Origin of the sequence: Nocardia sp. NPDC060255 (assembly GCF_042727395.1) — a bacterium.
Classification (GTDB): domain Bacteria; phylum Actinomycetota; class Actinomycetes; order Mycobacteriales; family Mycobacteriaceae; genus Nocardia.
This window is the reverse complement of record NZ_JBHXAU010000033.1, coordinates 1-26482: the sequence shown is the minus strand read 5'-3', so window position 1 is coordinate 26482 and position 26482 is coordinate 1. Positions and strand designations below refer to the sequence as shown.

23 protein-coding genes are annotated in these 26482 nt (G+C 65.8%); 14 read left to right on the top strand and 9 right to left on the bottom strand.

Going from position 1 to position 26482, the window contains the following annotated elements; translation table 11 throughout:
- Positions 1-10: 10 nt before the first annotated feature.
- A complete protein-coding gene (locus ACFWF1_RS38890; protein WP_379281250.1) occupies positions 11-1042 on the bottom strand; it encodes an LLM class flavin-dependent oxidoreductase in 1032 nt (343 codons plus the stop codon).
- Between the two features lie 99 nt (positions 1043-1141).
- Here ACFWF1_RS38890 and ACFWF1_RS38885 point away from each other — a divergent pair, with 99 nt between their 5' ends.
- From ACFWF1_RS38885 to ACFWF1_RS38875, 3 genes are all read left to right on the top strand, one after another.
- On the top strand, positions 1142-1609 hold the full coding sequence (locus ACFWF1_RS38885) for an SRPBCC family protein (protein ID WP_379281249.1): 468 nt from the start codon (positions 1142-1144) through the stop codon (positions 1607-1609).
- Between the two features lie 202 nt (positions 1610-1811).
- Entirely contained in the window at positions 1812-2351 is a 540-nt protein-coding gene (locus ACFWF1_RS38880; RefSeq protein WP_379281248.1) for an acyl transferase, read from the top strand.
- 58 nt (positions 2352-2409) lie between these two features.
- Entirely contained in the window at positions 2410-3363 is a 954-nt protein-coding gene (locus ACFWF1_RS38875) for a cytochrome c oxidase assembly protein (RefSeq protein ID WP_379281247.1), read from the top strand.
- 62 nt (positions 3364-3425) lie between these two features.
- On the opposite strand, the gene ACFWF1_RS38870 is transcribed toward ACFWF1_RS38875, so the two are convergent.
- The 5 genes from ACFWF1_RS38870 to ACFWF1_RS38850 form a co-directional block, all read right to left on the bottom strand.
- Entirely contained in the window at positions 3426-4085 is a 660-nt protein-coding gene (locus ACFWF1_RS38870; RefSeq protein WP_379281246.1) for a hypothetical protein, read from the bottom strand.
- 96 nt (positions 4086-4181) lie between these two features.
- Positions 4182-5201 (bottom strand): iron-siderophore ABC transporter substrate-binding protein, encoded by a 1020-nt coding sequence (locus ACFWF1_RS38865; RefSeq protein ID WP_379281245.1) that lies wholly within the window; start codon positions 5199-5201, stop codon positions 4182-4184.
- 14 nt (positions 5202-5215) lie between these two features.
- Positions 5216-6055, bottom strand: a complete 840-nt coding sequence (locus tag ACFWF1_RS38860) for an ABC transporter ATP-binding protein (protein ID WP_379281244.1) — start codon at positions 6053-6055, stop codon at positions 5216-5218.
- Between the two features lie 11 nt (positions 6056-6066).
- Positions 6067-7356 carry a FecCD family ABC transporter permease gene (locus tag ACFWF1_RS38855; protein WP_379281243.1) on the bottom strand — a complete coding sequence of 430 codons (1290 nt, stop codon included), beginning with the start codon at positions 7354-7356 and terminating at the stop codon, positions 6067-6069.
- Positions 7353-8369: a FecCD family ABC transporter permease gene (locus ACFWF1_RS38850; RefSeq protein WP_379281242.1), complete on the bottom strand. Its 1017-nt coding sequence runs from the start codon at positions 8367-8369 to the stop codon at positions 7353-7355. Before ACFWF1_RS38850 ends, ACFWF1_RS38855 begins: the two co-directional genes overlap by 4 nt.
- A 193-nt stretch (positions 8370-8562) precedes the next feature.
- Here ACFWF1_RS38850 and ACFWF1_RS38845 point away from each other — a divergent pair, with 193 nt between their 5' ends.
- From ACFWF1_RS38845 to ACFWF1_RS38820, 6 genes are all read left to right on the top strand, one after another.
- Positions 8563-10395, top strand: a complete 1833-nt coding sequence (locus ACFWF1_RS38845) for a multicopper oxidase family protein (protein WP_379281241.1) — start codon at positions 8563-8565, stop codon at positions 10393-10395.
- A gap of 253 nt (positions 10396-10648) precedes the next feature.
- On the top strand, positions 10649-11788 hold the full coding sequence (locus ACFWF1_RS38840) for an acyl-CoA dehydrogenase family protein (RefSeq protein ID WP_379281240.1): 1140 nt from the start codon (positions 10649-10651) through the stop codon (positions 11786-11788).
- Positions 11785-13224: an MFS transporter gene (locus ACFWF1_RS38835; protein ID WP_379281239.1), complete on the top strand. Its 1440-nt coding sequence runs from the start codon at positions 11785-11787 to the stop codon at positions 13222-13224. The genes ACFWF1_RS38840 and ACFWF1_RS38835 overlap by 4 nt, the downstream gene beginning before the upstream one ends.
- Positions 13221-14219, top strand: coding sequence for an LLM class flavin-dependent oxidoreductase (locus tag ACFWF1_RS38830; protein ID WP_379281238.1), 999 nt, complete (start codon positions 13221-13223; stop codon positions 14217-14219). Before ACFWF1_RS38835 ends, ACFWF1_RS38830 begins: the two co-directional genes overlap by 4 nt.
- Positions 14220-14671: 452 nt before the next feature.
- Positions 14672-15235, top strand: coding sequence for a hypothetical protein (locus ACFWF1_RS38825; RefSeq protein ID WP_379281237.1), 564 nt, complete (start codon positions 14672-14674; stop codon positions 15233-15235).
- 545 nt (positions 15236-15780) lie between these two features.
- A complete protein-coding gene (locus ACFWF1_RS38820; RefSeq protein ID WP_379281236.1) occupies positions 15781-16632 on the top strand; it encodes an alpha/beta hydrolase in 852 nt (283 codons plus the stop codon).
- A gap of 118 nt (positions 16633-16750) precedes the next feature.
- On the opposite strand, the gene ACFWF1_RS38815 is transcribed toward ACFWF1_RS38820, so the two are convergent.
- The gene (locus tag ACFWF1_RS38815) at positions 16751-17491 is read right to left on the bottom strand and encodes a GAF and ANTAR domain-containing protein (protein WP_379281235.1); all 741 of its coding nucleotides are present in this window, start codon (positions 17489-17491) and stop codon (positions 16751-16753) included.
- Between the two features lie 86 nt (positions 17492-17577).
- Positions 17578-18309, bottom strand: a complete 732-nt coding sequence (locus ACFWF1_RS38810; RefSeq protein ID WP_379281234.1) for a GAF and ANTAR domain-containing protein — start codon at positions 18307-18309, stop codon at positions 17578-17580.
- A 230-nt stretch (positions 18310-18539) separates the two neighbouring features.
- Here ACFWF1_RS38810 and ACFWF1_RS38805 point away from each other — a divergent pair, with 230 nt between their 5' ends.
- From ACFWF1_RS38805 to ACFWF1_RS38795, 3 genes are all read left to right on the top strand, one after another.
- On the top strand, positions 18540-19430 hold the full coding sequence (locus ACFWF1_RS38805) for an RNA polymerase sigma factor SigF (protein ID WP_379281233.1): 891 nt from the start codon (positions 18540-18542) through the stop codon (positions 19428-19430).
- Between the two features lie 303 nt (positions 19431-19733).
- Entirely contained in the window at positions 19734-20324 is a 591-nt protein-coding gene (locus ACFWF1_RS38800; RefSeq protein WP_379322268.1) for a DUF4365 domain-containing protein, read from the top strand.
- The gene (locus tag ACFWF1_RS38795) at positions 20294-21517 is read left to right on the top strand and encodes a hypothetical protein (RefSeq protein ID WP_379281231.1); all 1224 of its coding nucleotides are present in this window, start codon (positions 20294-20296) and stop codon (positions 21515-21517) included. The genes ACFWF1_RS38800 and ACFWF1_RS38795 overlap by 31 nt, the downstream gene beginning before the upstream one ends.
- 399 nt (positions 21518-21916) lie before the next feature.
- On the opposite strand, the gene ACFWF1_RS38790 is transcribed toward ACFWF1_RS38795, so the two are convergent.
- On the bottom strand, positions 21917-22900 hold the full coding sequence (locus ACFWF1_RS38790; RefSeq protein ID WP_379281230.1) for a helix-turn-helix transcriptional regulator: 984 nt from the start codon (positions 22898-22900) through the stop codon (positions 21917-21919).
- 112 nt (positions 22901-23012) lie between these two features.
- Here ACFWF1_RS38790 and ACFWF1_RS38785 point away from each other — a divergent pair, with 112 nt between their 5' ends.
- Positions 23013-23480: a VOC family protein gene (locus ACFWF1_RS38785; protein WP_379281229.1), complete on the top strand. Its 468-nt coding sequence runs from the start codon at positions 23013-23015 to the stop codon at positions 23478-23480.
- A gap of 376 nt (positions 23481-23856) precedes the next feature.
- Entirely contained in the window at positions 23857-26088 is a 2232-nt protein-coding gene (locus ACFWF1_RS38780) for a HEAT repeat domain-containing protein (RefSeq protein WP_379281228.1), read from the top strand.
- The last annotated feature ends 394 nt before the right edge of the window (positions 26089-26482 follow it).

Sequence of the window (26482 nt, the reverse complement as noted above, 5' to 3'; positions counted from 1 at the left end):
AGAAACTTTTTCACTCTGTGACGCCGGATTCGATGGCGATCAGTCGACGCAGGGTCGACAGTTGGTGCTCGTAGTCGCCGTCGAGTTTGACCAGCAGGCTGGTTATTCCGGCGGCGCGATAGTGTGTCAGTCGCTCGGCGATCCGCGGTGGCGTGCCGATGAGGTTGGTGAGTTCGCCGAGTTCGCGGGGCACAGCGCGGCGCGCGGCGGTTTTGTCGCCGGACTGCCATAGCTGGGCGACCTGCTCGACGGCGGTTCCGAAACCTAGGCGGGTGAAGGCGTCGTTGTAGAAGTTCCGACCACCTTCGCCCATCGCGCCGATGGTGAATGCGTAACCCTCGGCGTGTTTTTCGATCGCCTCGGCGGCCGCCTGATCGTCGTCGGTGATCTCGACGGCGACCGGCGCGACCAGGTCGAGTTCGGACAGCTCGCGACCCGCCTGAATCGCGCCCTCGCGCAACGGATCCAGGAAAACCTCGGCCGCTTCGGGGATGAACGCGTTGCCGAGCCAGCCGTCGGCGAGTTCGCCGGTCAGTCGCAGGTTGCGCGGACCCATCGCCGCGTTGTAGATCGGGACGTGCGCCGGGCGCACCATGGGTTGCAGTGCCCGCCCGGGTCCGTCGGGCAGTGGCAGCGGATAGATCTCGCCGGGATGTTCGAGGCGTTCGCCGCGGCTCACCGTCCGGATGATCTCGATCGTCTCGCGGGTGGTCTGCACCGGACGGCGGAATCGGACGCCGTGCCACCCCTCCATGACCCGTGGCCCAGAAACGCCGATGCCGAGGTCGAATCGGCCGCCGGACAGCTCCTGCAGGCTCAGGGCCGAGGTCGCCAACAGTGCCGGCGTGCGCGAGCCGAGCTGAACGACGAACGTGCCCAACCGGATCGACGACGTCTTGGCCGCCAGATAAGCCAGTCCGGTGAGCGCGTCATAGCTCCAGACCTCCGCCACCCACAGCGACGAAGCCCCGGCCTGCTCCGCCGCGACGGCGAAGTCCACCGCGCCGGGCAGCCGTGGCTCGATCAGAACACCGATACGCATAGTGCCTCCTGGGCCATAGTGGCAATAGCGTATAGAGAGTTCGGATCGAAGCCGAAGGGAAGGGTGCGGATGCGCTATCGAGACTGTCCCACTATCGAAGTGGCGGAACGGATTTCCTGCGACGCCGAGACCGCATGGGCCCTGGTCACCGACATCGAGCTACCGGTACGGTGCTCCGCCGAACTGGTGTCGGTCGAGTGGGAGGGAACCGCGGACCGGGTCGAGCCGGGCGCACGGTTCCGCGGTCGAAATGAGCACGCCGCGTTGGGGTCCTGGGAAACCGTCTGTGAGGTGGTCGAAGTCGACCCCCAGCGTCGCTGGGTCTGGCGGGTGCTCGGCCCTGCCGACGCTGCCAGCGCCACCTGGGCTTTCGAGATAGACCCGGCCCGCGACGGCGTGATCGTCCGGCAATGGGCGCGCATGGGCCCTGCCCCATCAGGGTTGACTCCCGCCATCACCGCGTCACCGGAACTCGAAGGGCGGATCGTCGCGCGGCGACTGGAGGAATGGGCGGACGGCATGCGCGCGAATCTCGCATGGATCCGCGCCCAGGTCGATTCCCGGTAATCCAGCTCCGCGAATCCGGATTCAGTAGCGCACCATGGCGGGGTCTTCTTGGGCGATACCGCCACACTGAGTGCGGATTCGTCGGGGATGTCGTGCGTTTCGTCGGGTTGGCGCGTGGGCAGTGCGGGTCGGCACAATGGGAGGGCAGCGGTCTGTCGAACATCGCGGTCGGGGTGTCGGTTCCGAGCTGAGGGGGAAACCCATGCATATCACCGTGCCCAACCGCGCTTTTCGCACATCGACCCTACTGACCCGGCGGCTCGCGGTGACGATTCTCGGGCTCCTCACCTGTGTCATTGTGATCAGCGGGTGTGCGACCACGTCGACCCCGTCCACCACCCAACCGCCGGCACCGGCCTCGACGACGGTCGCCGCCACACCGTCCGCATCGCGATCCACCACCGCGCCGCCGTCGACCTCGGCGCCGGGTCCATCGACGCAACCCGCACACCCGCCGTCCGGGACAGCGTTTGCCGGTGAAGGGCTCTCCGCACAGCAGAGCAGCGACCTGCAGCAAGCGGTCGACAACGGTCATCAACCGTGGCGACTGGATCGTGTTCAGGTCGCGAAAACGTTCGCGCTACAGCGATTCGGCTGGTCCGACGTCGCAGCCGAGACCGGCGCCCCGACGGTCGTTTTCTTGACGAATCACGACGGCAGCAGGATCGCTTTGCACCTCGCCCAACCGGCAACGCGCGGCGACCTGGGAATCTGGGTCGTCGACAGCGGTGTGTGGAGCTGAAACCCATTCGGCCTGTACCGGCCGCTGATAGGAGATCGACCAGGTGGATACTCCGTCTGTGGCGCTTGCACAGACTCCGTTGACGCTCTACACCGCGTTCGATTCCTGGCAATGGGATTGGTCGACCGCGCTTGTTGTGGTGGTGATCGGTGGCGCGTACCTGCGCGGTAACGCCGTTGCGGCGCGTGCAGGCACCGCCGTCAGTAGTTCTCGGGTGTGCTGCTTCCTGGGTGTCGGGCTCGGGATGTGGGTGCTGGCGACGATGAGCTTCGTCGGGGTGTACGCCGACACGCTGTTCTGGGTGCGGGCGCTGCAGGTGGTGCTGTTGCTGATGGTCGTGCCGTTCGGGTTGGCGCTGGGCAAGCCGGTGACCGTGCTACGCGAGGGTGGTTCGCCGGCCAGGCGGCAACGCGTCGACGCCCTCTTGGCGAGCAAGGCGGCGCGGATCGCGACCTATCCCGCGACAACGTCGATCGCGATGCTGGCAACGCCGTGGCTGCTGTATCTGACGCCGTGGTATCGCCATGTGCTGGAAAACGAATCGGTTGATCTGCTGACCCGGCTGGTCCTGGTCGCGGTCGGATTCGGTTACTTCTACTCGCGTGTCCAAGTCGATCCGGTGCCACGCCGTTATTCACAGGGCATCTCGCTGCTGATCACGGTCGCGGAGACCCTCGGCGATGGTGTGCTGGGCGTGGTCGTCTGGCTGGGGCCGACGATCGCGGCCGGCTACTACGCCGGGCTCGGGCGCACCTGGGGTCCGTCGCAGGCTACCGATCAGACGATCGGTGCCGGGCTGCTCTGGATCCTCGCCGATGTGCTCGGCCTGCCGTTCCTGTTCGTGTTGATGCGGGCGTTCCGGGTCGACGAACGCCGCAGCGCCGCACACGTCGACGCCGAGCTCGACGGCGGGCACCCTGATGCGAATACCGTTGACGCGCAACCGGTTACGTCAGCGTTGTGGTGGGAGAACGACCCGCAGCTGCAGGAGCGCTTCCGACGAAGCAGGTAGCGCGGTGGTGCGGTGGCGCACCCGCCTCGCGGAACCGGCGCACCGCCTTTCCCGTCGAGCGGTCAGTCGAGGATGCGCGGCCAGGGATACAAGGCCAGGTGAATGAGCAGGACAACCAGCAGGCCTGTCAGTACCGCGGCGACCGGATGTGCCCGGCGCTCGAGATAACCGATCGTGCGAAACAGCGTGGGAAACGGGACATCTCGGCTGGCGAACAGCGCCAGCAGGCTGGGGACGACGACCCACAACAGCGCGATGGTGCCGTAGAGGACGTACGCGCCGAGGTAGGAGTCCGGATTCACCGCCCGGTCGGCCACCGCGTACGCGACCGCGCCGAAGTAGGCGACCCCGGCAAGCACGAGGTATCCCCCGAGACTGGCAAACCGCATACCGCCGTTGGCGCGCGTTACCCGACCACCGGCGGTCACCGGCTTGCCCGCCAAGACACTCGGCGGCATCGCCGGGTTCACCAACAGCTGCGGGATGGCGTAGTACCCGACCACCGCGATGACGAAGACAACCAGCACCCGCACCCAGTCGTGCTGGGTCTCGAGGTGGCCGATCGTCGCGGAAATGGTCGGCCAGCCGGCCAGACCGGTCGCCGACGCGAGCTCGGGCACTGCGATCACCAGCCCCGCCGAGCCCCACATCACATATCCCCAGAATTCCGCCGAGCGACCGGCTACCGCCGGCGGGGTCTCCAGATCTGTTGACTCGCCCATACCGTCCGGTTTACCCCGCCCGCGCCGATCCGGGGCCAGGCGCAGCCAAGATGGCCCCGAAATGGGACCCGTCCGCGCTGCGTCCTGGCCTCGACGTCAGGCCAGGATCTTGCCGAGGTCGTCGAGCACCCGCATCGCGCCGATCGGACCGAGGCCGAGGAACCACACCTCGTCGTCGACCGCGATCGCGTGCCCGGCCTTGACCGCGGCCGAGTTCCGCCAGATCGGACCCGAGGTGACCGCTTTCTGGTCCGGCGAGACGTCCGCGCCGTAGCTCGAGTAGAAGATCCAGTCGGCGGCGGCCTGATCGATGTTCTCCTTCGAGACCTGCACCGCCAGTTCGTCCACGTTCTGGTTCGCCGGTCGCGGCAGGCCGACGTCGGTGAGGATGACGCCGATGAAGGACTTGTTGCCGTACAGGCGAATGTTGCCGCTCATGAAGCGCACGAGCGAAATCGTAGGTGCGCCAGGCATTTTGGCCTTCACCTGATTCGCCTTGCCCTGATAGTCGTTGAGCAGCTTAGTGGCCTGCTCCTCCGCGCCGAGCGCGGCGCCGACCAGCAGGAAGTTCTCTTTCCACGGGAAGCCCGGCCGGATGGAGAACACGGTCGGCGCGATGGCCGACAACTGTGGATACAGATCGTTGGCGCGTAACTTGCTGCCCAGGATCAGATCCGGCTTCAGCGCGGCGATCTTCTCCAGGTCGAGTGTGTTGGTCGGACCGACCGTCGCAATGTTCTGCACCCGGTCGGCCAGATACGACGGCACGCCCTGCTGTCCGGCGGTGGTGGCCATGCCGACCGGCGTAACGCCCAGTGCGAGAACGTCATCCAGCTCGCCGGAGTCGAGAACGATTACCCGCGTGGGCTTTTTCTCGATCCGAGTCGGTCCCATCGCCTGGGTTACTGTACGGGGAAATACCCCGGGCCCGACATCGGCCTTGAGTTTGGCGGTCTCGGTATCGGCGGTGGCGAACTGTGCCCCGCCGGTGGCGACATTCTTGTCACCGTGACCGGTATCGCCCGCGCTCGCGGGGGTGGTGGCGGGGTCGGTTCCGCAGGCGGCGAGCAGCGCGGCGGCGGCGACCGCGACCACCGCTTTCGTCCATCGAGCCATTGTGTGATTCCTTTCTAAGACCGGGTAGCGGGCGCGGCGGCCCGGCCGGAGCGATGTCGGCCGATCGGCACGACCATCGGGGTGCCGGACACGGGGTCCGGGATGATCTGGGACGGCAGGCCGAAGACGTCCTCGACCAATTCCGCGGTGAGGATGTCCGAGGGCGCACCCTCGCGGGCGATGCGGCCGGCTTTCATGGCGATGAGGTGATCGCCGTAGCGGGCGGCCAGATTGAGGTCGTGCATCACGATCACCACCGTGGTGCCGTCGGTTTTGTTGAGGTCCGCGAGTAGGTCGAGCACTTCGACCTGATGGGCGATGTCGAGGAAGGTGGTCGGCTCGTCCAGCAGCATGATCGGGGTGCGCTGGGCCAGCGCCATCGCGATCCACACCCGCTGCCGCTGGCCGCCGGAGAGTTCGTCGACCGAGCGCGACGCCAGTTCGACGGTGTCGGTGACCTGCAGGGCGCGTGCCACCGCGGCGTCGTCCTCGGGGGTCCATCGGCGAAACATGCCCTGATGCGGGTAGCGACCGCGACCGACCAGGTCCGCGACCGTGATGCCCTCGGGCGCGACCGGGGACTGTGGCAGCAGGCCGAGCACTCGCGCGACATCCTTGCTGCGCAACGACGAAATCGGCTCGCCGCCAAGGTAAACCCCGCCGTGCGTGGGGGCGAGCAGTCGCGCCAGGCCGCGCAGCAAGGTCGATTTCCCGCACGCGTTGGTGCCGACGATCATCGTCACCCGGCCCTCGGGGATGCGCACCGTGAGGTCGTGCACGATCGTCACCGGTCCATAGCCGAGCCGCAGCTGCTCGGTGTGCAGAGTTGGTGTCACGCTATCCCTTTCAGACACGCCAAGCCCTTTCAGATTCGCCCGGCGCGGTTGGCCGCGGCGAGCAGCCACAGCAGATACGGCGCGCCGACCGCGCCGGTCACCACCCCGACCGGCAGCGGGGCGCCGAGCAGATGCTGTGCGACGAAATCGGCGATCAGCACGACCAGCGCGCCGGTGAGCGCCGCCGGGATCAAAGCCGTCCGACCGCCGCCGGTCAGCCGGGTGGCGATCGGGTTCGCGACGAAGGCGACGAACGCGATGGGACCGGCCACCGCCGTCGCGAAAGCCACACTGGCGGTGGCGATCAGCAGCAACAGCAGCCGCGTGTACTCCACCCGCAGGCCGAGGCCGGCCGCGACGTCGTCACCGAGTTGTAAGCCGTTGAGCGCGGGAGCGAGCAGCGCGGCGGCGGGTATCAGCACCGCGAGCGCGATCGCCAGCGGCAGTACCTGAACCCAGCTGCGGCCGTTGAGGTTTCCGATCATCCAGACCAAAGCCTGTTGGGCGAGTGCGACATCCGCCCACGTCATGAGGTACGACACCACGCTGGTCAGCACCGCGCCGACACCGACGCCGACCAGCACGAGGCGGAAACCGTTCACCCCGCCGCGCCGCGCGAGACCATAGATCACCGCGCCGGTGCCGACCGCGCCGACGAAAGCGGCCAGCGACAACGCCGCGCCGGACAGTCCGAAGACGATCAGCCCGGCGACGGCCGCCGCGCTCGCGCCCTGGGACACTCCGATCACATCGGGACTGGCCAGCGGGTTTCGCAGCAATCGCTGAAACAGCGTGCCGCCCATGCCGAATGCGATACCGACCAGTGTGGCGGCGACCGCGCGCGGCAACCGCAGCTGGGTGATCACGAACCTGTCCTGCCCGGCCCCGCCACCGAGCAGAATGCCCGGAACTTCGCTCAGCGGAACCGAATACGAGCCGACGGTGAGCGACAGCGCGAAAACCAAGAGCAGCGTCAGGAACAACGCGAGCGTTACCAGCCGTGCGCGAGTGCTGCCGCTGCGTCGCGCGTGAGCGACGGCGGCCAGCGCGGCCACATCGACGGTCGTCAGTGCGGCCACATCGACGGTCGTCAGTGCGGCCGCATCGACGGTCGTCAGTGCGACCGGATCGACAGTGCTCAGTGCAACCAACCCGCCGCCGGGCAGTGCCGCGGCATCGGCGGCGGGCAGCCCGGCCACATCGGCGGCGGGCAGCGCGGCCACATCGGCGGCGGGCAGCGCGGCCGCATCGTTAGCGCTCGACTCCGTCGTGTCCTCGGGGGCGCTGTGCTTTCTATTCGCGCGCTGAAACTCGCTCATGCCTCGACCAACTTGCGGCGGCGGACCAGTATGACGAGCAGCGGGCCGCCGATGACGGCGGTCACCACGCCGACCTGCACCTCGGCGGGGCGCGCGATGACGCGTCCGACCACATCTGCGACGAGCAGCAGGATCGAGGCCAGCACCGCGGCGTACGGCAGTAGCCAACGGTGGTCGGGGCCGGTGATCAGCCTGGCCGCGTGCGGGATCATCAGGCCTACAAAGGCAATTGGCCCGGCGATGGCCGTTGCCGCGCCGCAGAGGATGACCACCGCGAGCGCGGCGACACCGCGAGCGACCGGCACATTCTGGCCAAGCGCGCGGGCAACATCCTCGCCGAGCGCGAGCGCGTTCAACATGCGCGCCGACAGCACCGCGAGCAGCACGCCGACCGCGAGGAACGGCAGCGCCTGGCCGATGGTCGGCAGGTCGCGCTCGGCGAGCGAGCCGACCTGCCAGAAGCGGTATTGATCGAAGGTGGTGGTGTCGGTGAGCAACATCCCACTCGTCACCGACTGCAACGCGGCGGTCACCGCGGCGCCGGCGAGCGCGAGCTTCATCGGCGTGGCGCCGTCGCGGCCGAGCGAGCTGACGAAGTACACCACCGCGCCCGCCACCGCGGCGCCCGCGAAGCCGAACCACACGTAACTGGTCACCGAGCTCAGGCCGAGCACACTGATCCCGAGCACGACGAACAAGGCCGCACCCGCGTTGACACCGAGCAGTCCCGGGTCTGCGAGCGGGTTTCGGGTCGCTCCCTGGATGATCGATCCGGCCAGTCCCAGCGCGATACCGACCAGCACGCCGATCATCGTGCGCGGCAACCGGAGATCGCGCACGACGGCGTGATCGACATCGGCGGGGTTGTAGTGGAACAACGCGTCCACCACGGTCGGGAACGTCAACGCGCGCGAACCGACGGTGATGCTCAGCAGCGCCGCGAACGCGAGCACTGCCAGTAGCAGCACCAGCCCCATTACGAGCGGGAGCGTCCGGTTGCGGGCGCGATCCATGTGTGTCGGTTACCTTCGATAGCGATCAATACGGTTTGCCTACCCTAATTGATGAGCGATGGGCCGCTTGCGCCGCAATCCGTCTCGCCATCACGGGCCCGCCGAACACCCGCGTCGAGCTGCGGAAAGCCCACCGACGGCAGGTACGCTAACCAGCGGCAACCATCAGCTTTGCGGCTTGAAGGGGCGTCGAATGGTCACTCGCAGGGCGCTGTTGTGGATGGTTGCGAGCATGGCCACCGCCGGGACGATGTCGGGTCGGCCCGTCCGCGTCGCGCTGGCCGAGCCGCCGGTATTTCCCATTCCTCCCGCGCCGATTCCTATCCCGGACCTGCCTGCACCGCCGGTGAATCCGACGGGATTCCAGTCACCGCCGATACGCCCGTTCGTCGATGCCTTGCCTCCTCCGGAGGTCCGGTCCGCCGACGGCACTCTGACAGCACGGTCGGGCGCGCACCGATTCCATCGAGACCTGCCGCCGACGCCGACGCTGGGTTACGACCAGGATCACCTCGGTCCGGTTCTCGAAGCGCGTTCCGGCGAGAAGTCCGAGCTGAGCATTCACCACGCGATCGGCCGGCACCCGCTCGCCGACGACATCGACACCACCATGCGGCACGCGACGGAACACGATCGATCCGACCCGCGAACAACAGTGCACCTGCACGGGGCGCCCACCGAGCCGTCCTCCGACGGACATCCAATGGCGAACTGGCGCAAGGGCGGAACCCAGCACAACACCTACGACAATCGCCAGGAAGCCGCGACGCTGTGGTATCACGATCACGCGATGGGGATCACCCGGCTCAACGTGTACGCGGGCCTGGCCGGACCGTATCTGGTTCGCGACCAATGGGATACCGGCCGCGCCGACAACCCGCTCGGCTTACCCGCCGGGGAGTTCGAAGTACCGCTGCTGATTCAGGATCGGACGTTCAACGCCGATGGCTCACTCCAAGCACGCTCGACATTCCTCCTGCCGCAAGGCTATAACCAATCAGCCACCTTCGGCGACGTGGCCTGTGTCAATGGCATCGCCTGGCCGACAATGACAGTCGCGCGCGGCCGCTACCGGTTCCGGATCGTGCAAGGCTCCAACGGTCGCACCTATCGGTTCAGGTTCTCCAACGACATGCCGTTCTTGGTGATCGGCACCGATCAGGGACTGCTGGACGCACCGGTGCGGACGACCTCGATAAGGCTGGGCGTCGGTGAAAGAGTCGACATCCTGGTCGATTTCGGCGATTTCTCGGCAGGTGAGTCCGTCGAACTGTGCAACGACGAACCCAATGCGATCGGCAACGCGATCTTCTTGATTCCGGCGCTACCCATCATCATGCGATTCACCGCGGACGCGAGCAGGGGCCATCGTGGGCCGGTGCCGACTCGATTACGCGGCGACGCCGGGCTACCACCGCGGCTGCCGAAACTTGCCGAGCCGGAACGGGTTCGGACGATGACCCTGCTCACCCACCTCGACACCGCACGCCCCGGCGCGATACTCCCCGGCATGATGAGCCAGAACAACCTCCCGTTCACCACTGACGATGTGGAAATGATCCGGCCAGGCACGGTCGAACGATGGGACCTCGTCAACACCACCATCATCGAACATCCGATTCACTTGCATCTGGCAAAGTTTCGCGTCCTGGGCAGGCAACCGTTCTGGGCCGGGGGTTATCTGGCGGCGCACCTTCCGATCCCGAACTTCGGTACCCGCTGGAATCCGGCCGCCGACCGCTTCGTCACCGCGCCTCAGCAAGCACCGGAGCCGTGGGAGTCCGGTTGGAAAGACACCGTGCTCGCACCGACGGACCACATCACGCGAATCCTGGTGTACTGGCCCACAATCGAGGAACTCGGCTTCGACCCCGACGTGCCCTTCCATGCACCCGTTGACCACGCGATGCACGGGCACCACAGTGCTACGGACGGACCGACTCTGCAGGGATATGTCTGGCACTGCCACATCCTCGATCACGAGGACCACGACATGATGCTTCCGTTCCGGATCTCCGGTAACTGAGGTCGGCGGTCGTGCGCTCCGGTTGAGCACGGTCCGAAGGCCTTGCAAGCCAACGGCACCCGCAGCCCCAGCCGCGCTGGTCGACGTAAGCCGTGCTTCGAGTTATCAACCCATACCGCGAACTTACTCTTAAGTTATGGCCCGTCAGACAACGGTATGTACCGTTAAATGACGGCATATGAAGTGCCGATCGAGAACCAGGTCGGGTGCTGTCCGCCCAGGTAGCACCGGCTTTTTCGCGATGGAGTGCGTGATGACCACATTCAGTACACCTCCCGTCGATGCCGGAACCGTGGCGGTGACGGAGCTATGCCAGGCCGCGCAGGCGCACCGAGAGTATGGCGAGCGGCACGGGACGTTGCATCCGGAGGTGTGGCAGGAACTAGTGGAGTCCGCACTACCGCTGGCCACGCTGCCGAGACAGTTCGGCGGCCTGGAGTGGTCGGCGCCGCAGCTGCTGGCGGCGGTACGCGAGGTATCCGCCGCCGATCCGGCCGCTGGGTGGGTGGCGGCGATCCACGGCCCGGCGGGGGCGTTTCTGTCCCGCCTCGCCCCGTCCGTGGCGCAGGATTTCGCCGGCCGCCGTCTGGTGGTCGGCGGTTCCTCGGTGCCCGTCGGCACCGCCGTCCGGCACGGCGAGCGGGTACGGCTACAGGGCTGCTGGCCGCTGGTGACCGGGGCGCCTTCGATGACTCTGGCGGCGCTCGCGGCGCCCGTGACCGGACCCGACGGGGTCTCGGTCACCCGCTGGTGGCTGGTTCCTTCCGAGGCGATAAGCACCGAAAAAGATTGGGATGCACTGGGTTTGCGCGGTAGCGCCTCCTACACCCTCAGCTGCGACACCGAGGTGCCGCTCGCGCATGGCATCGACCTGACCGGACCGCCTGTCATCGATGCACCGATCTTCCGATACCCGCTCTACGCACTGCTGGCCGGTTGCATCGCGGAGGTTGCGCGGGCGACCGCCGACCGAGCGCTCGCCGCCTTCGCGGAACTCGCGGGCGGCACCCGCACTCGCTACGGGTCTGGACCGCTGGCCGAACAGCCTGTCGCGCAGGCGGCCTACGGCCGGGCGCACGGACGAGTGCAGGCCGCGGTGGCGTTCCTCGACAGCGCGACGAGCGTCGCATGGTCCGACGCGATGGCCGGCGAGGTGCCCACCGCGCAGGTGGCGTTGCTGCGCTCGGCCTGCTGTCAGATGGTCGATGCCGCGGAGCAGGTGTGCCGCGAATTGTTCGACGCCGCAGGCTCGGCGGCGATCCACCGGCGCAACGGGCTGGAGGGATGCTGGCGCGACGCGGTGGTGATCTCCCGTCACGCCTTGGTCGCCGCACGCGGGCGGCAGCTCGTCGGGGCCCATCACCTCACCTCGACGGCGGCGAAGGATCTGTGACGTTACGGGACGAGCCTGCGGTGCTCGTGCCCCGCGCCGATTCGTCCGGCCGCAAGACGCTCCCCTCCGCCGTCAGCCCAACGCACGAACCGTCGACGTGGTTATTGGTCGCGTTGTGCCTCGGCTTCGCCCTGGTCACCTTCGACAACACCATCGTCACAGTGGGATTGCCGCAGTTGCAGGAGCAACTCGGTATCGGTGCCGGGCTGGCGCCGTGGATCGTCGACTCCTATGTCCTGGCCTTCACGGCATTGCTGCTCACCGGCGGCGCGCTCGCCGACCGGTGGGGTGCGCGGCGGATGTATCTGAACGGGGCCGGGTTGATCGCCGTGGGGTCGGCACTGTGCGCGGTGGCCGATTCGGGCGGACTGCTCATTGTCGGCCGGGCGCTGCAGGGGGTCGGTGCGGCGGCGGTGATGCCCGGTTCCCTGTCGTTGCTCAAGGCCGGTTACGTGGACGATCGCCGTCGGGCTCGCGCGATCGTCATCTGGGCGACGGTCGGGAGTACCGCCGCGGTGGCGGGGCTGGTGTGCAGCGGTGTGCTCGTCTCCGCCTTCGGATGGCGAAGTCTGTTCTGGGCCAACCTGATTCTGGCCCTCGGCACGCTGATCCTGTCCCAGCGGTGTCTCCGCGAGACGCGGATCGTGCGCAATCGCCTGAATCTGCTGAGCCAAGGCGTGTTCCTGGCGGCGCTGACGGCGTTCGTGGCCGGGGTGATCGAGTGGGGAGCGGACTCGGCCGCAGGTCCGGTGCTCGTGGCCGTCGGCGTGCTGCTCGCGGTGGGCTTTACCGCGGTCGAACGTCGTTACCCCGCCCCCGCGCTGCAGTTGTCCCTGCTGCGTCATCCGGCGGCGCGCGCGACCGCGGTGGTGGCGTTCGTGGTCAACTTCGGTTTCTACGGGCAGCTCTTTCTGATAGCTGGATTTCTTCAGCGGGTCGCTGGATTGTCGCCCCTGCAAACGAGTTTGGTTATCACAGTGGAGGCCGCCGGGGCGGTGTTCGGTGCGACGTGCGGCGGTTGGATCGCGCGACGATCGTCGAATAACACCGCCATGCTGACCGGCCTGCTGGTCATCGCAGGCGGGTTCCTCGCCATGGCGGTCGGCGTGTGGTCGTCTGCGCTGGGGCTGATCGTCGGGGCGTCGTTCTTCGTCGGTCTCGGGATAGATATCGCGATCACTTCGGCGACCGCTGACCTGCTTCGGGTCGCCACCACCGGCCACGCCGGGGCGGCATCGGCGCTGCTGACCATGGCCCGGCAGATCGGCAGTGTGCTCGGCGTTGCCGTGCTCGGCGTGTGCGGCGCATCGGCGACCGGGTTCATGCGCGCGTTGATCATTGCCGCACTGGGGTGCATCGGTGCCGCGTATCTCGTTCGGCACGCCCGTGCGCGAGAAGCATTGCCCGCTCACGACTTTCGGAAAGCATGGGAATGAAAACATCGATTCGCGTCAACAATGATCTGTCCTACGAAGAACTCCTGCGGCTGGCTTCGGCCGCCGAAGCCGCAGGCGTGGACCAACTCTGGATATCGCACGATCTGCTGCTGCGGTCCGCTCCCGTGCTACTGGGCGCGCTCGCCGCGCGTACCGAACGCATCCAGCTCGGCGTCGGCATCATGAATCCGTACACGGTGCACACCACCGAGATCGCGATGGTGGCAGCGACTGCCCAGGAGGTCTCCGGCGGCCGGTTCGCGCTCGGGGTAGGCGCCGGGGCGACCGACTTTCTCGGCTGGGCCGGTCTACAGCGGCGTCGGCCGATGACGACTGTGCGACAGTCGGTTACGGCCCTGCGGGCACTGCTCGGGCACTCCGACATATCCGAGAACGATCTGCCGGACTGGTGGGGCGAGTCGTCCGCGCTTCGCTTCCCGCTGACCAGCCCGGTACCGGTGTACATCGGAGCGACGGGGCCACAGATGCGGCGGCTCGCCGGCCAAATCGCCGACGGGGCGCTCCCCCTGCTCCCCCGACCGGATATCTTCGACAAGATCAGCGACGATATTCACGCCGGCTTGCGCGACGCGGACCGCGACATCGAAGCGTTCGATCTACCGGCGTGCATCTGGGTGTCCGTCGGGGAGCGTGACGCCGCACGTCGGGCACTCGCCGAGAAACTCGCATATTACGGCCAGTCCTTCTCCCCAGATCACCTGGCCCCGGCCGGTTTACAACCCTCCGACTTCCATGACGCCGGAAGATACGCTCGCGCAGGGGATCTCGAAACAGCCGTGGAGTTCATCGATGACCGCATGATGTCCCTGGCCGTCGTCGGGTCCCCCGACGAGGTGATCGAGGGTTGCCTCCAGCTACACGAACTCGGCGCCCGCCACATTTCCTTCGGCCCCCCTCTCGGCCCCAATCCCCTTGCAGCCCTTGCAGAACTGGGCCGCTCCGTCATCCCAGCCCTGCGTTCGGTTGATCGGTAAAGTCACCAATGTGTGGCCGCCGGGGCCGGCGAAAAGCCCGGACCCGCGCCAGTCTGCCAGCGCACCACCGGAATTCGCGCCAAAACTACTCGCGTTTCCATGATCGTTCCCCAGTCAAATCCCCAGTCGGGCGGCTTTATCTGCGCTGTGCACCATGCACATAATCGTTGTACCGAATCAGAAGCATCCGAATTTCGGATGGCTGGTTTGTTACTTCACTGCTCGCTGTCACGTACGGCTCAATGCAGTCGTGCGTGCGCCCGAAAAGATTCTGAGGAACGGCGATGAAATCGCATTCGGCAACATTTGTTCGCATATCCACGATCTCCGCTCTTGTCTCACTCGCCCTTGCGCCCGTTGCGCTGTTGGCCGGGCCCGCTTCGGCGGACCCGGTGACCGTCAACTTCAAGTGTCAGGCCAGGCCGCCGATCGGTGCCCCGCAGGAATCCACGATGGCCATGCAGGTCAGCGGCACGGCACCGGCTACGGCGACGCCCGGTTCCGCGGTCGCGATCACACTGACCTCCGGCCAGGGGCAGATTCCCAGCAATCAAGGGGGATACAAGATTAATTACGTTCGCGATCTGACACTGATCGCCCCGTTCCCGACCAACTCCACCTATGTTTCCTCGTCCCTGACCGGCGGTACCGTCAACGCCACGATCGACACCAGCGGCGGCCGCGCCGCCATCAAGGTAACCAACCGGCTCGCCGGCGGTTCGACGTTCACGTTGCCCACGATCGGCGTGAACGTGACGGCAGGCAACTCCGGCTCGATCACGACCACACTGGCCGGCACCAGCTACACCGATCCAGGCCTGACCATGACCGTCAACGCACAAGCAGGTCCCTTCGCGGTTAACGTCCCGGTCTCGTGCTATCCGTCCCCGGCGCCGATCTTCACCACGACCGTCATCGGATCCGGCAAAGCGCCGCAGTCACCCCAGCCCGCCGAACCGAGCGCACCCGGCGCCTACACGCTCCTCCCCAACCTCGGGCTAGGCCAGGCGAAGTAACAATCACCGCCAGATGACGTGCGGTATCGACCGGACATACACCGATACCGCACGCCGCCAGTGGAAACAACGCGCGGAGGTGGCTGCCGAAGCTCTCGCTAGCTCAACAAAGTCTGTTCGCCGAACTCGGCTTGCACCTCACTTGATATGCGCGCTGCGCAGGCTGTCGCGGATCTCGACGCTCCTTTGATCCAAACGCGAAATAGCGCTGCCCATCATCTCTTTGAATGACGACACAACTGGCTAATTTCGGTTTCCTTTGTGCAACAATGCATCTGATTTCGGCATCGTCGTAGCGCGCAGCCACGTCGACGGGCTACTCTCTCCGCACCAAAATGATTGAACGGGAATGCCGAACAGGTCTTCCCGTTTTTCTCCGAGGGGAGATCCCCGTCATGCGAGTCTCGATCCGAGCAATTGTCGTGTCAACGGTGCTGCTATTCGTGCCCGCCGTAGCGCATGCCGAGCAACCCGTTCCACCGGGCGGTTGCTCCGTAATTTCCTTCCCGCAACCGCCTTTAGGAAACCTGTCCGCGACCCTCTGCATGCCGGCCACCGCCACGAACACCATCACGGTATTGCTGCCCGGTTCCAACTACAATCACACCTATTGGGATTTCCCGTACAACCCGGAAACCTATAGTTTTCGGCGGGCGATGAACAACGCGGGGTACGCGACACTTGTCGTGGATCGGTTCGGCACGGGCGCCAGCAGCAGGCCACCGAGCGCGCTGCTGACCGCGACCACCTCGGTCGTCGCGCTGCACGACCTCGTCGGCGCCTTGCGGCAGGGGCAGCTGGGTGGACAAGCTTTCAGCAAGATCATCACCGGCGGGCACTCGCTCAGTTCCGGGATCGCCGTCAATGAGGCGAGCACTCATCACGATGTGGATGGCGTTCTGCTCACCGGCTTTTCGCACAGCCTGGATGCGGTCGGCGTGACCGCCGTCGTCGCCACCTATCAGCCGGCCGCGTCCGACCCCAAGTTCGCGGGCCAAGGCTACGACCCGGGCTATCTGACGACGCGGCCGGGAACCCGCGCCGCCGACTTCCACGGCGCAGGCGATGATCCCCAAGTGATCGCCACCGACGAGGCAACAAAGGACGTCTTCGCGCTCACCGAATATCCCGACGGACTGACCTCCACCGTGCCGCCGATCACCAACACCATCAACGTGCCGGTGCTGGTTGTCAACGGGAGCGCGGATCGGTTGTGCCTCAACGCCTGCGCGAATACGGCGACCCTGGCCGCCGAAGAGGCACCGTTCTTCAACTCCGCCGCCCGGTTGCGCACGTTCGTACTCCCGAACAGCGGACATTCGGTCAATCTGGCCCCGAACACCACCGAATACCAAGCCGCCGTTCGCGATTGGATTGGCTCGACCGTCCTGCACTGAGACGGGCCGAATCCCGCTGTCCCGCAACAGTCCCCGATCCCGCGTCGCCCGCCTAGCGGTCCGGCGCGGGATCCGGCGGATGTGGACACTTCGACGATGAGTTCCGCGTCCAGCTCGGCTACTTGGTCAGGATCATCCGGGGGTGAATGAGGCCGGTGACGAGCTGGTGGGCGATCTCGGACAGCCGCGCACTGTGCTGACGTCCGTAGCCGCGCAACGCCTGAAAGGCCTCGTCCATGTCGAGGTTGCCTGCGTGGGCGAGCACGCCCTTCGCCTGTTCGATGACGATGCGCGCGTTGAGCGCGGCTTGGAGTTGTTCGGTGAGGACCTCGCCGCGCCGGATCGCGCGCTCCTGCAGGATGCCGATCGTCGCGGTGTCCGCGAGCGCACGCGCGACCCGAATATCCTGTTCCGACATCGGTATCGGCTTGTCGCCGAACAGATTCAGCGCACCGATGGTCTGCTGGCGCAGCCGCAACGGGACGGCGTGCACCGAGGCGAAGCCCTCGTCGAGGGCGCGAGGAACGAACAGCGGCCACCGCTCGACCTCGCTGGCCAGGTTCGCGATCAGGACCGGGCGACCGGTGTGCACACACTCCAGGCAGGGGCCCTCGTCGGTTTGGATCTGGTACAACTCGAGCATCCGAGTCTGCTCGGTAGACGAGGCCAGCAACTGCACGCTGCCCCTCTCGTCGGACAACACCAGTCCGGCGGCGGCAGCGTCGAGGAACTGGACACAGCACATGACGAGTTCGTGGAGTACCTCGGCGATGTCATAGTCGTCGACCATGGTGTCGGCCAGTTGGACGAACGTGTCCAGCAGGCCGTACTCGCGGTCGTTGCCCGTCAACGTTGCCATGATTTCCTCTCCGCCCTCCACATCACAGAATAGTTCTCGAGCTGCCGTGCGAGCGGCGCGCACACCGTGGTTTCGATTCGCATCGGTCATGGCTGACCGAGTTCGCGGGGGTCGAGCCGACGATGGACCAAGTCATCAGCGACATCATCGACAAGTCTCCCGGCCACGAAGGCGTAGCCGCGCAGCCGGGCGAGTACTTGTTCGGCGGACAACCCCAACGCGGAAATCAGCATTCCGATGGCCTGATTCACCTGCGCGCGGTTGCTCGGCAGTTCCGTCCACCAACGGGCGTCGATCGCATCCAGCCGCAGGCCGAGCAACGCGTGCGTCGCGATATCGGCGATGTACAGCGCGATCGATATCTCGATCGCGGACAACGTGCCGGGATGGCGGCGATAGAGGTCCATCGCGCCGAGGCTGATCGCACCGCGCAACAGCGGGAAGGCGAAAATCGCGCCGATGGGTTCGGCCGCTATCTCCGTCGCGAGGACTGGCCATGCCGGGGTGGTGCTCGTTGCGAGGTCTGCGACGAGCACTGGACGGCGAGTATCGAAGGCCTCGAAGCACGGGCCTTCGCCGAGGCTGAATTGCAGCGTCTCGATCCGCGAGATCACTTCGTCGCTGACATACAACGTTTCGCCCTGTGTCCCCTCGACAACAAGCGAGATCGACATCCCGTCGACCGGCAAACACGTCAGGCCGACCCGGCACACCCGCACCAACGCATCCAGCCCATCATCGGCGGCGTGCAATGCCGCGGCCAACGCAGCACGCACCCGATCCGCAGAGCGGTCGGAACTGCCTGCGGATTCAGGCATCGGCCGCTGCATCGGCACATGTCCGATCGCGGGCGTCGCCTCCAGTATCCGCAGCCATCACCTTGGTTCCTTACCCGTATGCGTGGGTTTCAATACCTACCCAGCGCGGTGCCGTAGATGTAGCCTGGAATTCGAGACACGTTGAAAAATCTAGCGTGTTCCCCAAGTGAGCCTACTGTCCCTGACCCCCGGCAGTTGCCGCGCGATTGTGCGCCAACAGAGGGGTCAGCATGTCTTACAAATCCAGCACGTCGGCGATGCCATCAACCGCCGAGTTCGCGAGCACCAGTCGAGTCCCTCGTACCGCCACAGCGACAGTGGCGACGCCCGCGAGGTCAGCCGCCCGGCACTCCGGGCGGGAGAGCTACGACGACATCGAGCCGCTACTCGGCGAACTCGCCGAGTACGAGACCAGCGATCCACGCCGAATTGTCTTGCGGGAAAACCTGATCCGGCGTTGCCTGCCGTTGGCCGAACACATCGCCCGGAAATTCGCGGGCCGCGGCGAACCCTTCGACGATCTGCTTCAGTCCGCCTCGGTGGGCGTCGTGCAAGCCATCGACCGCTTCGACCCCAGCTACGGTGGGTCCTTCCTCGCTTTCGCGGTTCCCACCATCATGGGTGAGGTCCGGCGCCACTTTCGCGACCGAACCTGGGCGGTACGAGTACCGCGGCGGCTCAAGGAGATTCAGAAAGCCCTCGGTTCGGCGATCGAGACGCTCGGTAACCAGCTCGGCCGCCCGCCAACGGCCAGAGAAGTCGCCACCTACTTGGACGTCGACTTGGTCGAGGTCACGCACGCCCTCGTCGCCCGCAACGGCTATCAGGCCTTCCCCATCGACGCGACGACCAACACCAACCCCGACGACTACACCTCTCGATCGGTCTTGGACCTACTCGGCACCGACGATCCGCACTACCGCACCGTCGAGAACTACCTCACCGTCGGCCCCTTGATCGCGGCACTCCCCGAAGCAGAGCGCCGAATCCTGATCATGCGCTTCTACGAATACAAATCCCAGAGCGAGATCGCCGCACAAATCGGCGTCTCCCAAATGCAGGTCTCCCGTATCTTGGCTCGAATCCTCACCTCATTGCGGGAAAAGGCACTGCGCGACTGAGGGAACGCGCGGCGGCGAACCGAGCACCGCCGCGACTGCTCCGAAGACACGCCTGCCACGCTCGTTTCGAATGATGGAAGGTTTCATGATCCGCACTCCTGCAAGTCCTGAATACCGCCCGCAGATCCTGCGGAGACCAAGCGATCACGTAATCGAATGATGTTGACACCCAACGACACTCACGGGGAGGCGCTGAAGAATAGCTTGACGACGATTCCGTGACGCAACCCTCGCCGGAGGCGGAACACGACACACGTACCACTCCTCTCGTTAGTGAGCGCCTGGGCTTGATCGCATGGTTCAATGAGCCATGTTTGGCGTGGGGGGAACGCAGTGACAGTCACGTTGTCTCATCAGATACCTGATGGCTCGTTGCCTGTCAGCGCGATGAAAGAAGACCTGAGCATCTCCTATGTTCACATGCTTGCCAGTTCGTGCGGGCTTACAGTCGGCACGTGGTCTCAGGACTACGACGGCAGAGACACAACCCTCGCCTCGAGCGTCGACTACTCCCCTTATATGTACGGGCCCAAGATCGACATACAGCTCAAATGCTCCGGTCAGACAGCAATCCAGCGACAAGACACGATAGCGTGGGCGTTGGAGTCTCGGACCTACGACCTTCTGTCAAAGCTCAACCGGTCCAGCCCCGCACTGTTCTGCGTCTTGGTTGTGCCTCCTGAAGTGGGACACTGGCTGAAGCTGGACCGCGAAGGCCTTCTTGCACGAAGCTTCATGTACTGGCAATGGGGCCACGTATTTCCACCCCTGAAGAAGGGGCAAGAGAACCAGACTGTTCACCTCCCCAAGGGGAACATCCTGACACCGAAGTCGATGCTCGAGTTGATGGAGGAGGCGAGTAGATGGCAGCCGGTAGTATCTCAGACTCCATAGCCGAGTACGGCGATGTCCTGACCCCTGCCAACGTCGCCCAGTTCCTCGCGACCCGCAACTGGACCATCCAGCGGGATCGAACATTCGACCAGGTGTGGGTGCTGGAGGGCGCTGCAGGGGAACGGCCGGTGTCAGTGCTGCTGCCCCGCGAGCCGTCCTTCGTCGACTATGCCAAACGTCTGCGTGAGGCGGTCATTGCCATCACCCATACGTACGATCTGGCGTTGTCCGAGCTTGTCGAGCAAGTCGCGTCGATACACGCAGACTTGTTCTTCGTCCGCGTCGACCAGAGCATGACCGACGGGACGATACCCCTGCGCCAGGCGACGTCGTTGCTCGACAACATCGACCAAATGATTCGCGCCGCCGCGGTATCAGCCCACAACCCGTTGGCCAGTGGGCGCGGTCGTGCGCCAGATCTGGTCAATGGGTTCCTTAACGACGACGTTCGCATGGGGCATACCAAAAAAGGCAGCTTCATCATTACCGTGGCAGCCCGCATCGACGACGCCAGCGTCAAACCATCGCGCGAGGTATCCCCTGGTGGCGAGGTCGTACCAAGCTTCACACGCCAAGTAATGACCACCCTCGCCAGAAGCCTCGACGTGACACGCAGATTCGCAGCCAACCAAGGCGAGTTCAATGACGTCGACGAAGCTGTCGACCAGGGACTTAAATTACAGATCGTGCAAGCTCTGCAGGATATCGGCGGGACCGAAGGACTCCGTTCTCTCGACTTGTCCTTCGAGTGGGCAGCCGCAGAACCCCAGCAGGCAGTGGTGCCGAACCGGGTATCCCTGGACCGTGTCCTCATCGACGAGCTGCCGGAGATCGAACGGCGACTGGTGCGGCGAGCCGATCCCGAGAGAGTCACCATCGTCGGCCCCGTCAAAGAGCTGAAGCTCACTGACGACAGCGGAGTACCCGATCACGAGCAGGGTGGCGAGATCGTTGTCCACGCCGACGTCGGCGGCAGAGTGCGTCGAGTTGTCATCCCTCTCGGTGCTGCGGACTACGACTGGGCGATTTCAGCCCATCGAGATCGGCTCCCCTTCACAGCCACGGGTGAATTGGTCAAACGCGGAAATGTGTGGCGCTTGGATGAGCCGATCGATGTCGATCGTTCGTTCCTCGAATTTCGGCGTTCACTAAAATCCACTCCGCCACCGACGACACCAACAGAGGGCCCCTAGCGCATTCGCGCTGCTGAGCATTCCCACTGTCTGGGCGACCTCAGTACCGGCGGTGTGGCCGCATTCGACGACAAGGCGCTGGCGTCGCATGCACCTCTCGAGCAGGTCTCCTGGACCTCGGCCCGAGACCTCACCTCATAACAGGAAAAGCGTTGAGCGACTGAGGGAACGCGCGGCGGCGAACCGAGCACCGACGCAACTGCTCCGAAGACGGCTGCGTGCGTGAATTCAATGCCGACTCCACGCACGCGGTGGCATGCTGTGATCGCCTATCCGAGCCGACGACGAATCGCGGATACGGTCGTCGGCCGAAATCCCTTGCGTTCGAGCCAGTCTGTGTGGTCTCGGACGGCGGGGATGCAGACACGCCGCCGGGGTGTCGGCCAGGGGTTTGCCGTCCTAATCGGTTCCGGCGGCGCGGGCGGCGCGGCGGGACAGTTCGGCGAACGCGACACACAGCTCTGGTGGTGCGATCACCTCGATCTCGGTGTCGAAACGGGCCAGTGCCGCGGCGAGGGCGGGCCAGGACCAGGACCCGGTCGTCAACCTGGTCCGAGTGCCGAGTTCTTCGACGAGGCCGTCGCCCGCGAACGGGGCTACCTCTGTTGCGGGCAGGTCGAGGATCACCTCGCCGCGGCAGGGCCAGGTGTCCGTTGCGGAACCTTTGAACTGGGCCGACAGGAATACGGCCACGTCGCCGCCCGGGACTTCGCGGGGCGGGAATCGCGGTCCGTTCGGGACACGCGGTGTCATGCGGTCGGCGCGGTAGATTCGCCAGTCCGCGCGGTCGGGATCCCAGCCGATCAGATACCAGCGTCCGGTCCGGACTACGAGGTGGTGTGGTTGCACCCGGCGGGGCGGTCTCGGCTCGGTGTCTTCGGGGCGTCCCGGGGAACGGTAGTCGAACCGCAGTTCCTCCCCGGCGCGGACGGCGGCGCTCAGTGTGAGCAGGACACCGGTGTCGACCTGAGGTTCGGCACCGCGCTCGGCCGCGCTGATTTCCAGTGCATCGACGCGCTGCCGTAACCGGGACGGCAAGACCTGCCGGACGGTGGCCAGTGCTCGCGCGGCCGCCTCCTCGATGCCCGCGCCCGTCCCGACGGCGATTCGCAACGCCACTGCGAGCGCGACCGCCTGATCCTCGTCGAACAGCAACGGCGGTACGTGCTGGCCCGCTTCGAGCCGATAGCCGCCGTCGGGTCCTTTCACCGCTTGGACCGGATAACCGAGCTCGCGCAGCCGGTCGACGTCGCGGCGCACCGTCCGGTCGCTGACGCCCAACCGCTGGGCCAGCAGGCCGCCGGGCCAGTCGCGGCGGGCCTGCAGCAGGGACAGCAGCGAGAGCAGCCTGCTGGAGGTTGTCGTCGACGAAGCGAGGGGCATGCCTCCAGGCTGCCATGAGTAGCGGACGTTCCCTGACCGGTACTGGTGACACCGTGGGCTTTGTCGCCGGAAGCCTCCGGCGGCCAACCCATTCATAAAGGACCGAAACACTATGTCGCTCAACGCTGTCGCCCACCTGAACTTCCACGGCCAGGCCCGCGAAGCCCTCGAGTTCTACCAGTCGGTGTTCGGCGGGCAGCTCACCATCGCCACCTACGCCGACTTCGGGATGCCTGCCGAACTGCCCGGCGCGACGAACGTGGTGTTCGGCCAGGTCGTCGCCGAGAATGGCTTCCGAGTGATGGGCTACGACGTGCCCGGCCAAGACGCACCCACCGCGCCGGCCGCGCCTACCACGCGCCGCGAGAACGGCACCACGATCACCGAGGAACCGTTCTTCCTTTCCGTCCGCGGCGAGAGCATCGACGAGGTCACCCCGGTGTGGGAAGGCCTGGCCAAGGACGCGACCGTGATCGAACCGTTCGGCCCGGCCCAGTGGGCCCCAGCTTTCGGCATGCTCGCCGACCGCTTCGGCGTCACCTGGATCATCGACGTCGCGGCCGAGTACCACCAAGCCTGACCTCATGCATGGGGTGCGGCCACTCCGGCCGCACCCCATCGAACAGGAGGACCCGCCCACTCGGCCGCACCGGCACCAGATCAGCGCCTGATCCCTGGGCACGATGATGTTCGGGCCGCACGGCAACCCGACCTGGACGAGTGCGTCCACATCATCCCTCGAGCCCTCGACGGCGATATCAACGCTATCGATACCGCCGAGTCGACCGCATCAATGAAATCGTCTCGCCGGGAACAGCTCTCGGCCCATTGATGTGGCCAACATCCACCGGCGCTCGTGCAGTCGCAACTCCGCCGACGCCGGTGACGACGCTCAGCTCGGCGCTCGCAAAATCCACAACGACGCGCATTCGCGAGATCGGGTTGAATGGGAAATTGTGGACGACAGGGGAATACGGCGGATCGCGGCGCGAATCTACGAGGGCTGGCTGTGGTACGACGAACGACTGTTGTCGGCGTACGTCGAGCGAGTTGCCAACGGAGCCTACGTAATAGCCGACGGGACCGCGATCAGGTGGGCGGCATGGTTGTCGGCGGCCCCTACCGCCGGAGTTCATGCGGCGCAGTTGCTGCGTTGGGGAGTCCCAGCCAGCGTGGTCGACATTGTGGAGATGCTGCGACAACGGCCGCAGGAGCTACCGATCGAGTATGTCGAGAGGATCTTCGTCCGGCGCGCGGCGGCAGTGGTCCGCTTCGCGGAGTTGACGGAGTTGGCCGACGCCGCACCCTCTCGATATCAGCACTGGCGTGCTGCCCACCGGCTGCTCGGCGAGAAACTGGGACTGCCGACACCGGAGGCGCCCGCCCCGGCAGCCATGATCGCGCCGACCGAGCCGACAGAGCACTGGCACGAGTTCGCCGGACAGGTTGCGGCTCAACAAGATCCGCAGGTTCTCGACCAGCTGATCGCTGGTTACCAGACCGGACTTCCTCAGTGCTGCCACGCCGCGGTCTGCGGCGCCATCTACGCCGCCAGCAGCGCGCCGCATGCTGCCTGGCTCGCCGACAAATGGTGGGATTCACAAGACCATTGGGAGGCGATGGTTGCGACAAGAGCGACCACCGACGCCGACCGCCTCCGCAGCCGACTCGCCGACGAGCGCCCCGGGGTGGTGGCAGCCGCGATCACCACGTTGCCACCGGACATCGCGGAGCCCGCCGAGATCGTCACTCTCGGCCAGATAGTGCGGCGCGCCGAGCCGCACTGGCGCTGGTGTCGCCTCGCGGCGGCGCGCAGACTGCGTGCGATCGGCGGGTCCGCGGCCGAGGAAGCTCTTCGAGACCGTTTTCTGTCGCCGCTCGACCCGCCGTGGCGCGAGGATCCGCAGTGGCTGGCGACCTACGGTGCGGCGCTCATTCCGGCTTTCATCGCGAATCTCGATGAGCCCGAATGGTGGTACGAGGCACCATATGCGCTGGGTAAACTCCGCGCGACAGCGGCCGAACCCGCGATCTGCCTGCGACTGCGCGCCCATCCGGACTGGACGCCCGGGATCGACGCCCTTGGCAGGATCGGTTCCGCCGACGCGGTCGCGACTCTGACGCGGACGGCCACCGCCGGGACTGCCGACACCCGCGATCACAGCCTGCGCGCACTCACCCGGATCAGCACCGAGGCGGCGGTGCAGGCCGCGATCGACGCGATGGACGACGTCGACCCGACCGTCCGCGACCGAGCCGCCCGAATCCTCGTGCGGCACGGCGACCAGCGTGCCCTCGCCGCACTGATCCGACTGTGCGACACCCGATATGCGGTAGCCGCCGCACGCGCGCTCGGCCGCATCGCCGACCCGCGCGCCGAGCCGACCCTGTGGCAGCTGTTCACCACCGGTACGCCGCGAGTCCGGAGTGCGGCCGGCCGCGCCCTCGCCACCATGACCGGACCACTGCGATTCCTGGACCATGCCGCATGGGACGCCGACCCCGGACTGCGCCGCGCCTTCATCCGGCTGCTCGGTTACCGTCGCGACTGGATCATGCCGTACGCCATCGAGCGAGGCGCACAAGACTTCGACCCCAAGGTGCGCTCGGCGACAGCCCATTTGATCGCGACACTTGGTATCCACCCACAACACGCAATACTCGACCGCCTGCTCAACGATCCAGATCCCCGAGTGCGGAACGCAGCTGCCAAGGCGGTACGCCGACTCGACAGCAGAAAACGGAAGGCGGCAGCCGATCCCCGCAGAAGAACCCAGTTATCCACCCGGTTCAATGGAAATTATCAACAGATCGGCCGAAGCGGTCGGGTACTTCGAACCAGGCGGTGGAGCATGAACCGGTCCAGAGACGAGATGGACAGCATGGTACGTCAAGAATTCGGTTCTGATATCGTCTTCACTTTCACCGAGTTCCCTTCGGGGGCAATGGAACTCGAGCTCCGCTGGCAAGGGCATTTTGCCGTGATCCAGGGCCGGGACAACGAATGGGGCCTATCGGTCGACATAGCCGACGGAGATAGCTTCACGGGCCACGACCACATCTTCAACTCGTTCGACGATGCTCTCCAATCCACAAAACCGCTGATGCTGAATCCACGAGCGCCTCAGAATGCCCACAGCACCGAAGGATGGCTCCGAAACCGGCTTACGGACATCACTGACGACTGAGTCACGGCCCCGGCCCACCCTGCGTTCGCGGCTCGTCCCCGCGAGACTCCCAGCTCCAGATCACATGTCCCCCACCGCATCCACCCCCAGATCTGCACCCCCACTCGGGATCGGCACCGACTCTAGGGCCCTATTCCGAGTGCAAATCCCGAGAGACAGTGCAGATCCCGAGCGATCCGGCCTCGAACCCCGCCACGGCGGGCGCTGATCGACGCCGCTGCGGCCCCACGTGCCGAACCCACAGAGCGTGCATACCCTGCACAACAGCTAGACACCCTAAGAAGGGTACGCACGCTCTGTGAACCGCCCCCACTTTCTGGCCGGCTTCATGGTTGAGTCATCACCGGCTGGGATGGCTGTTGTTGAGCGTAGTAGGCGGCTTCGCATTCGGCGG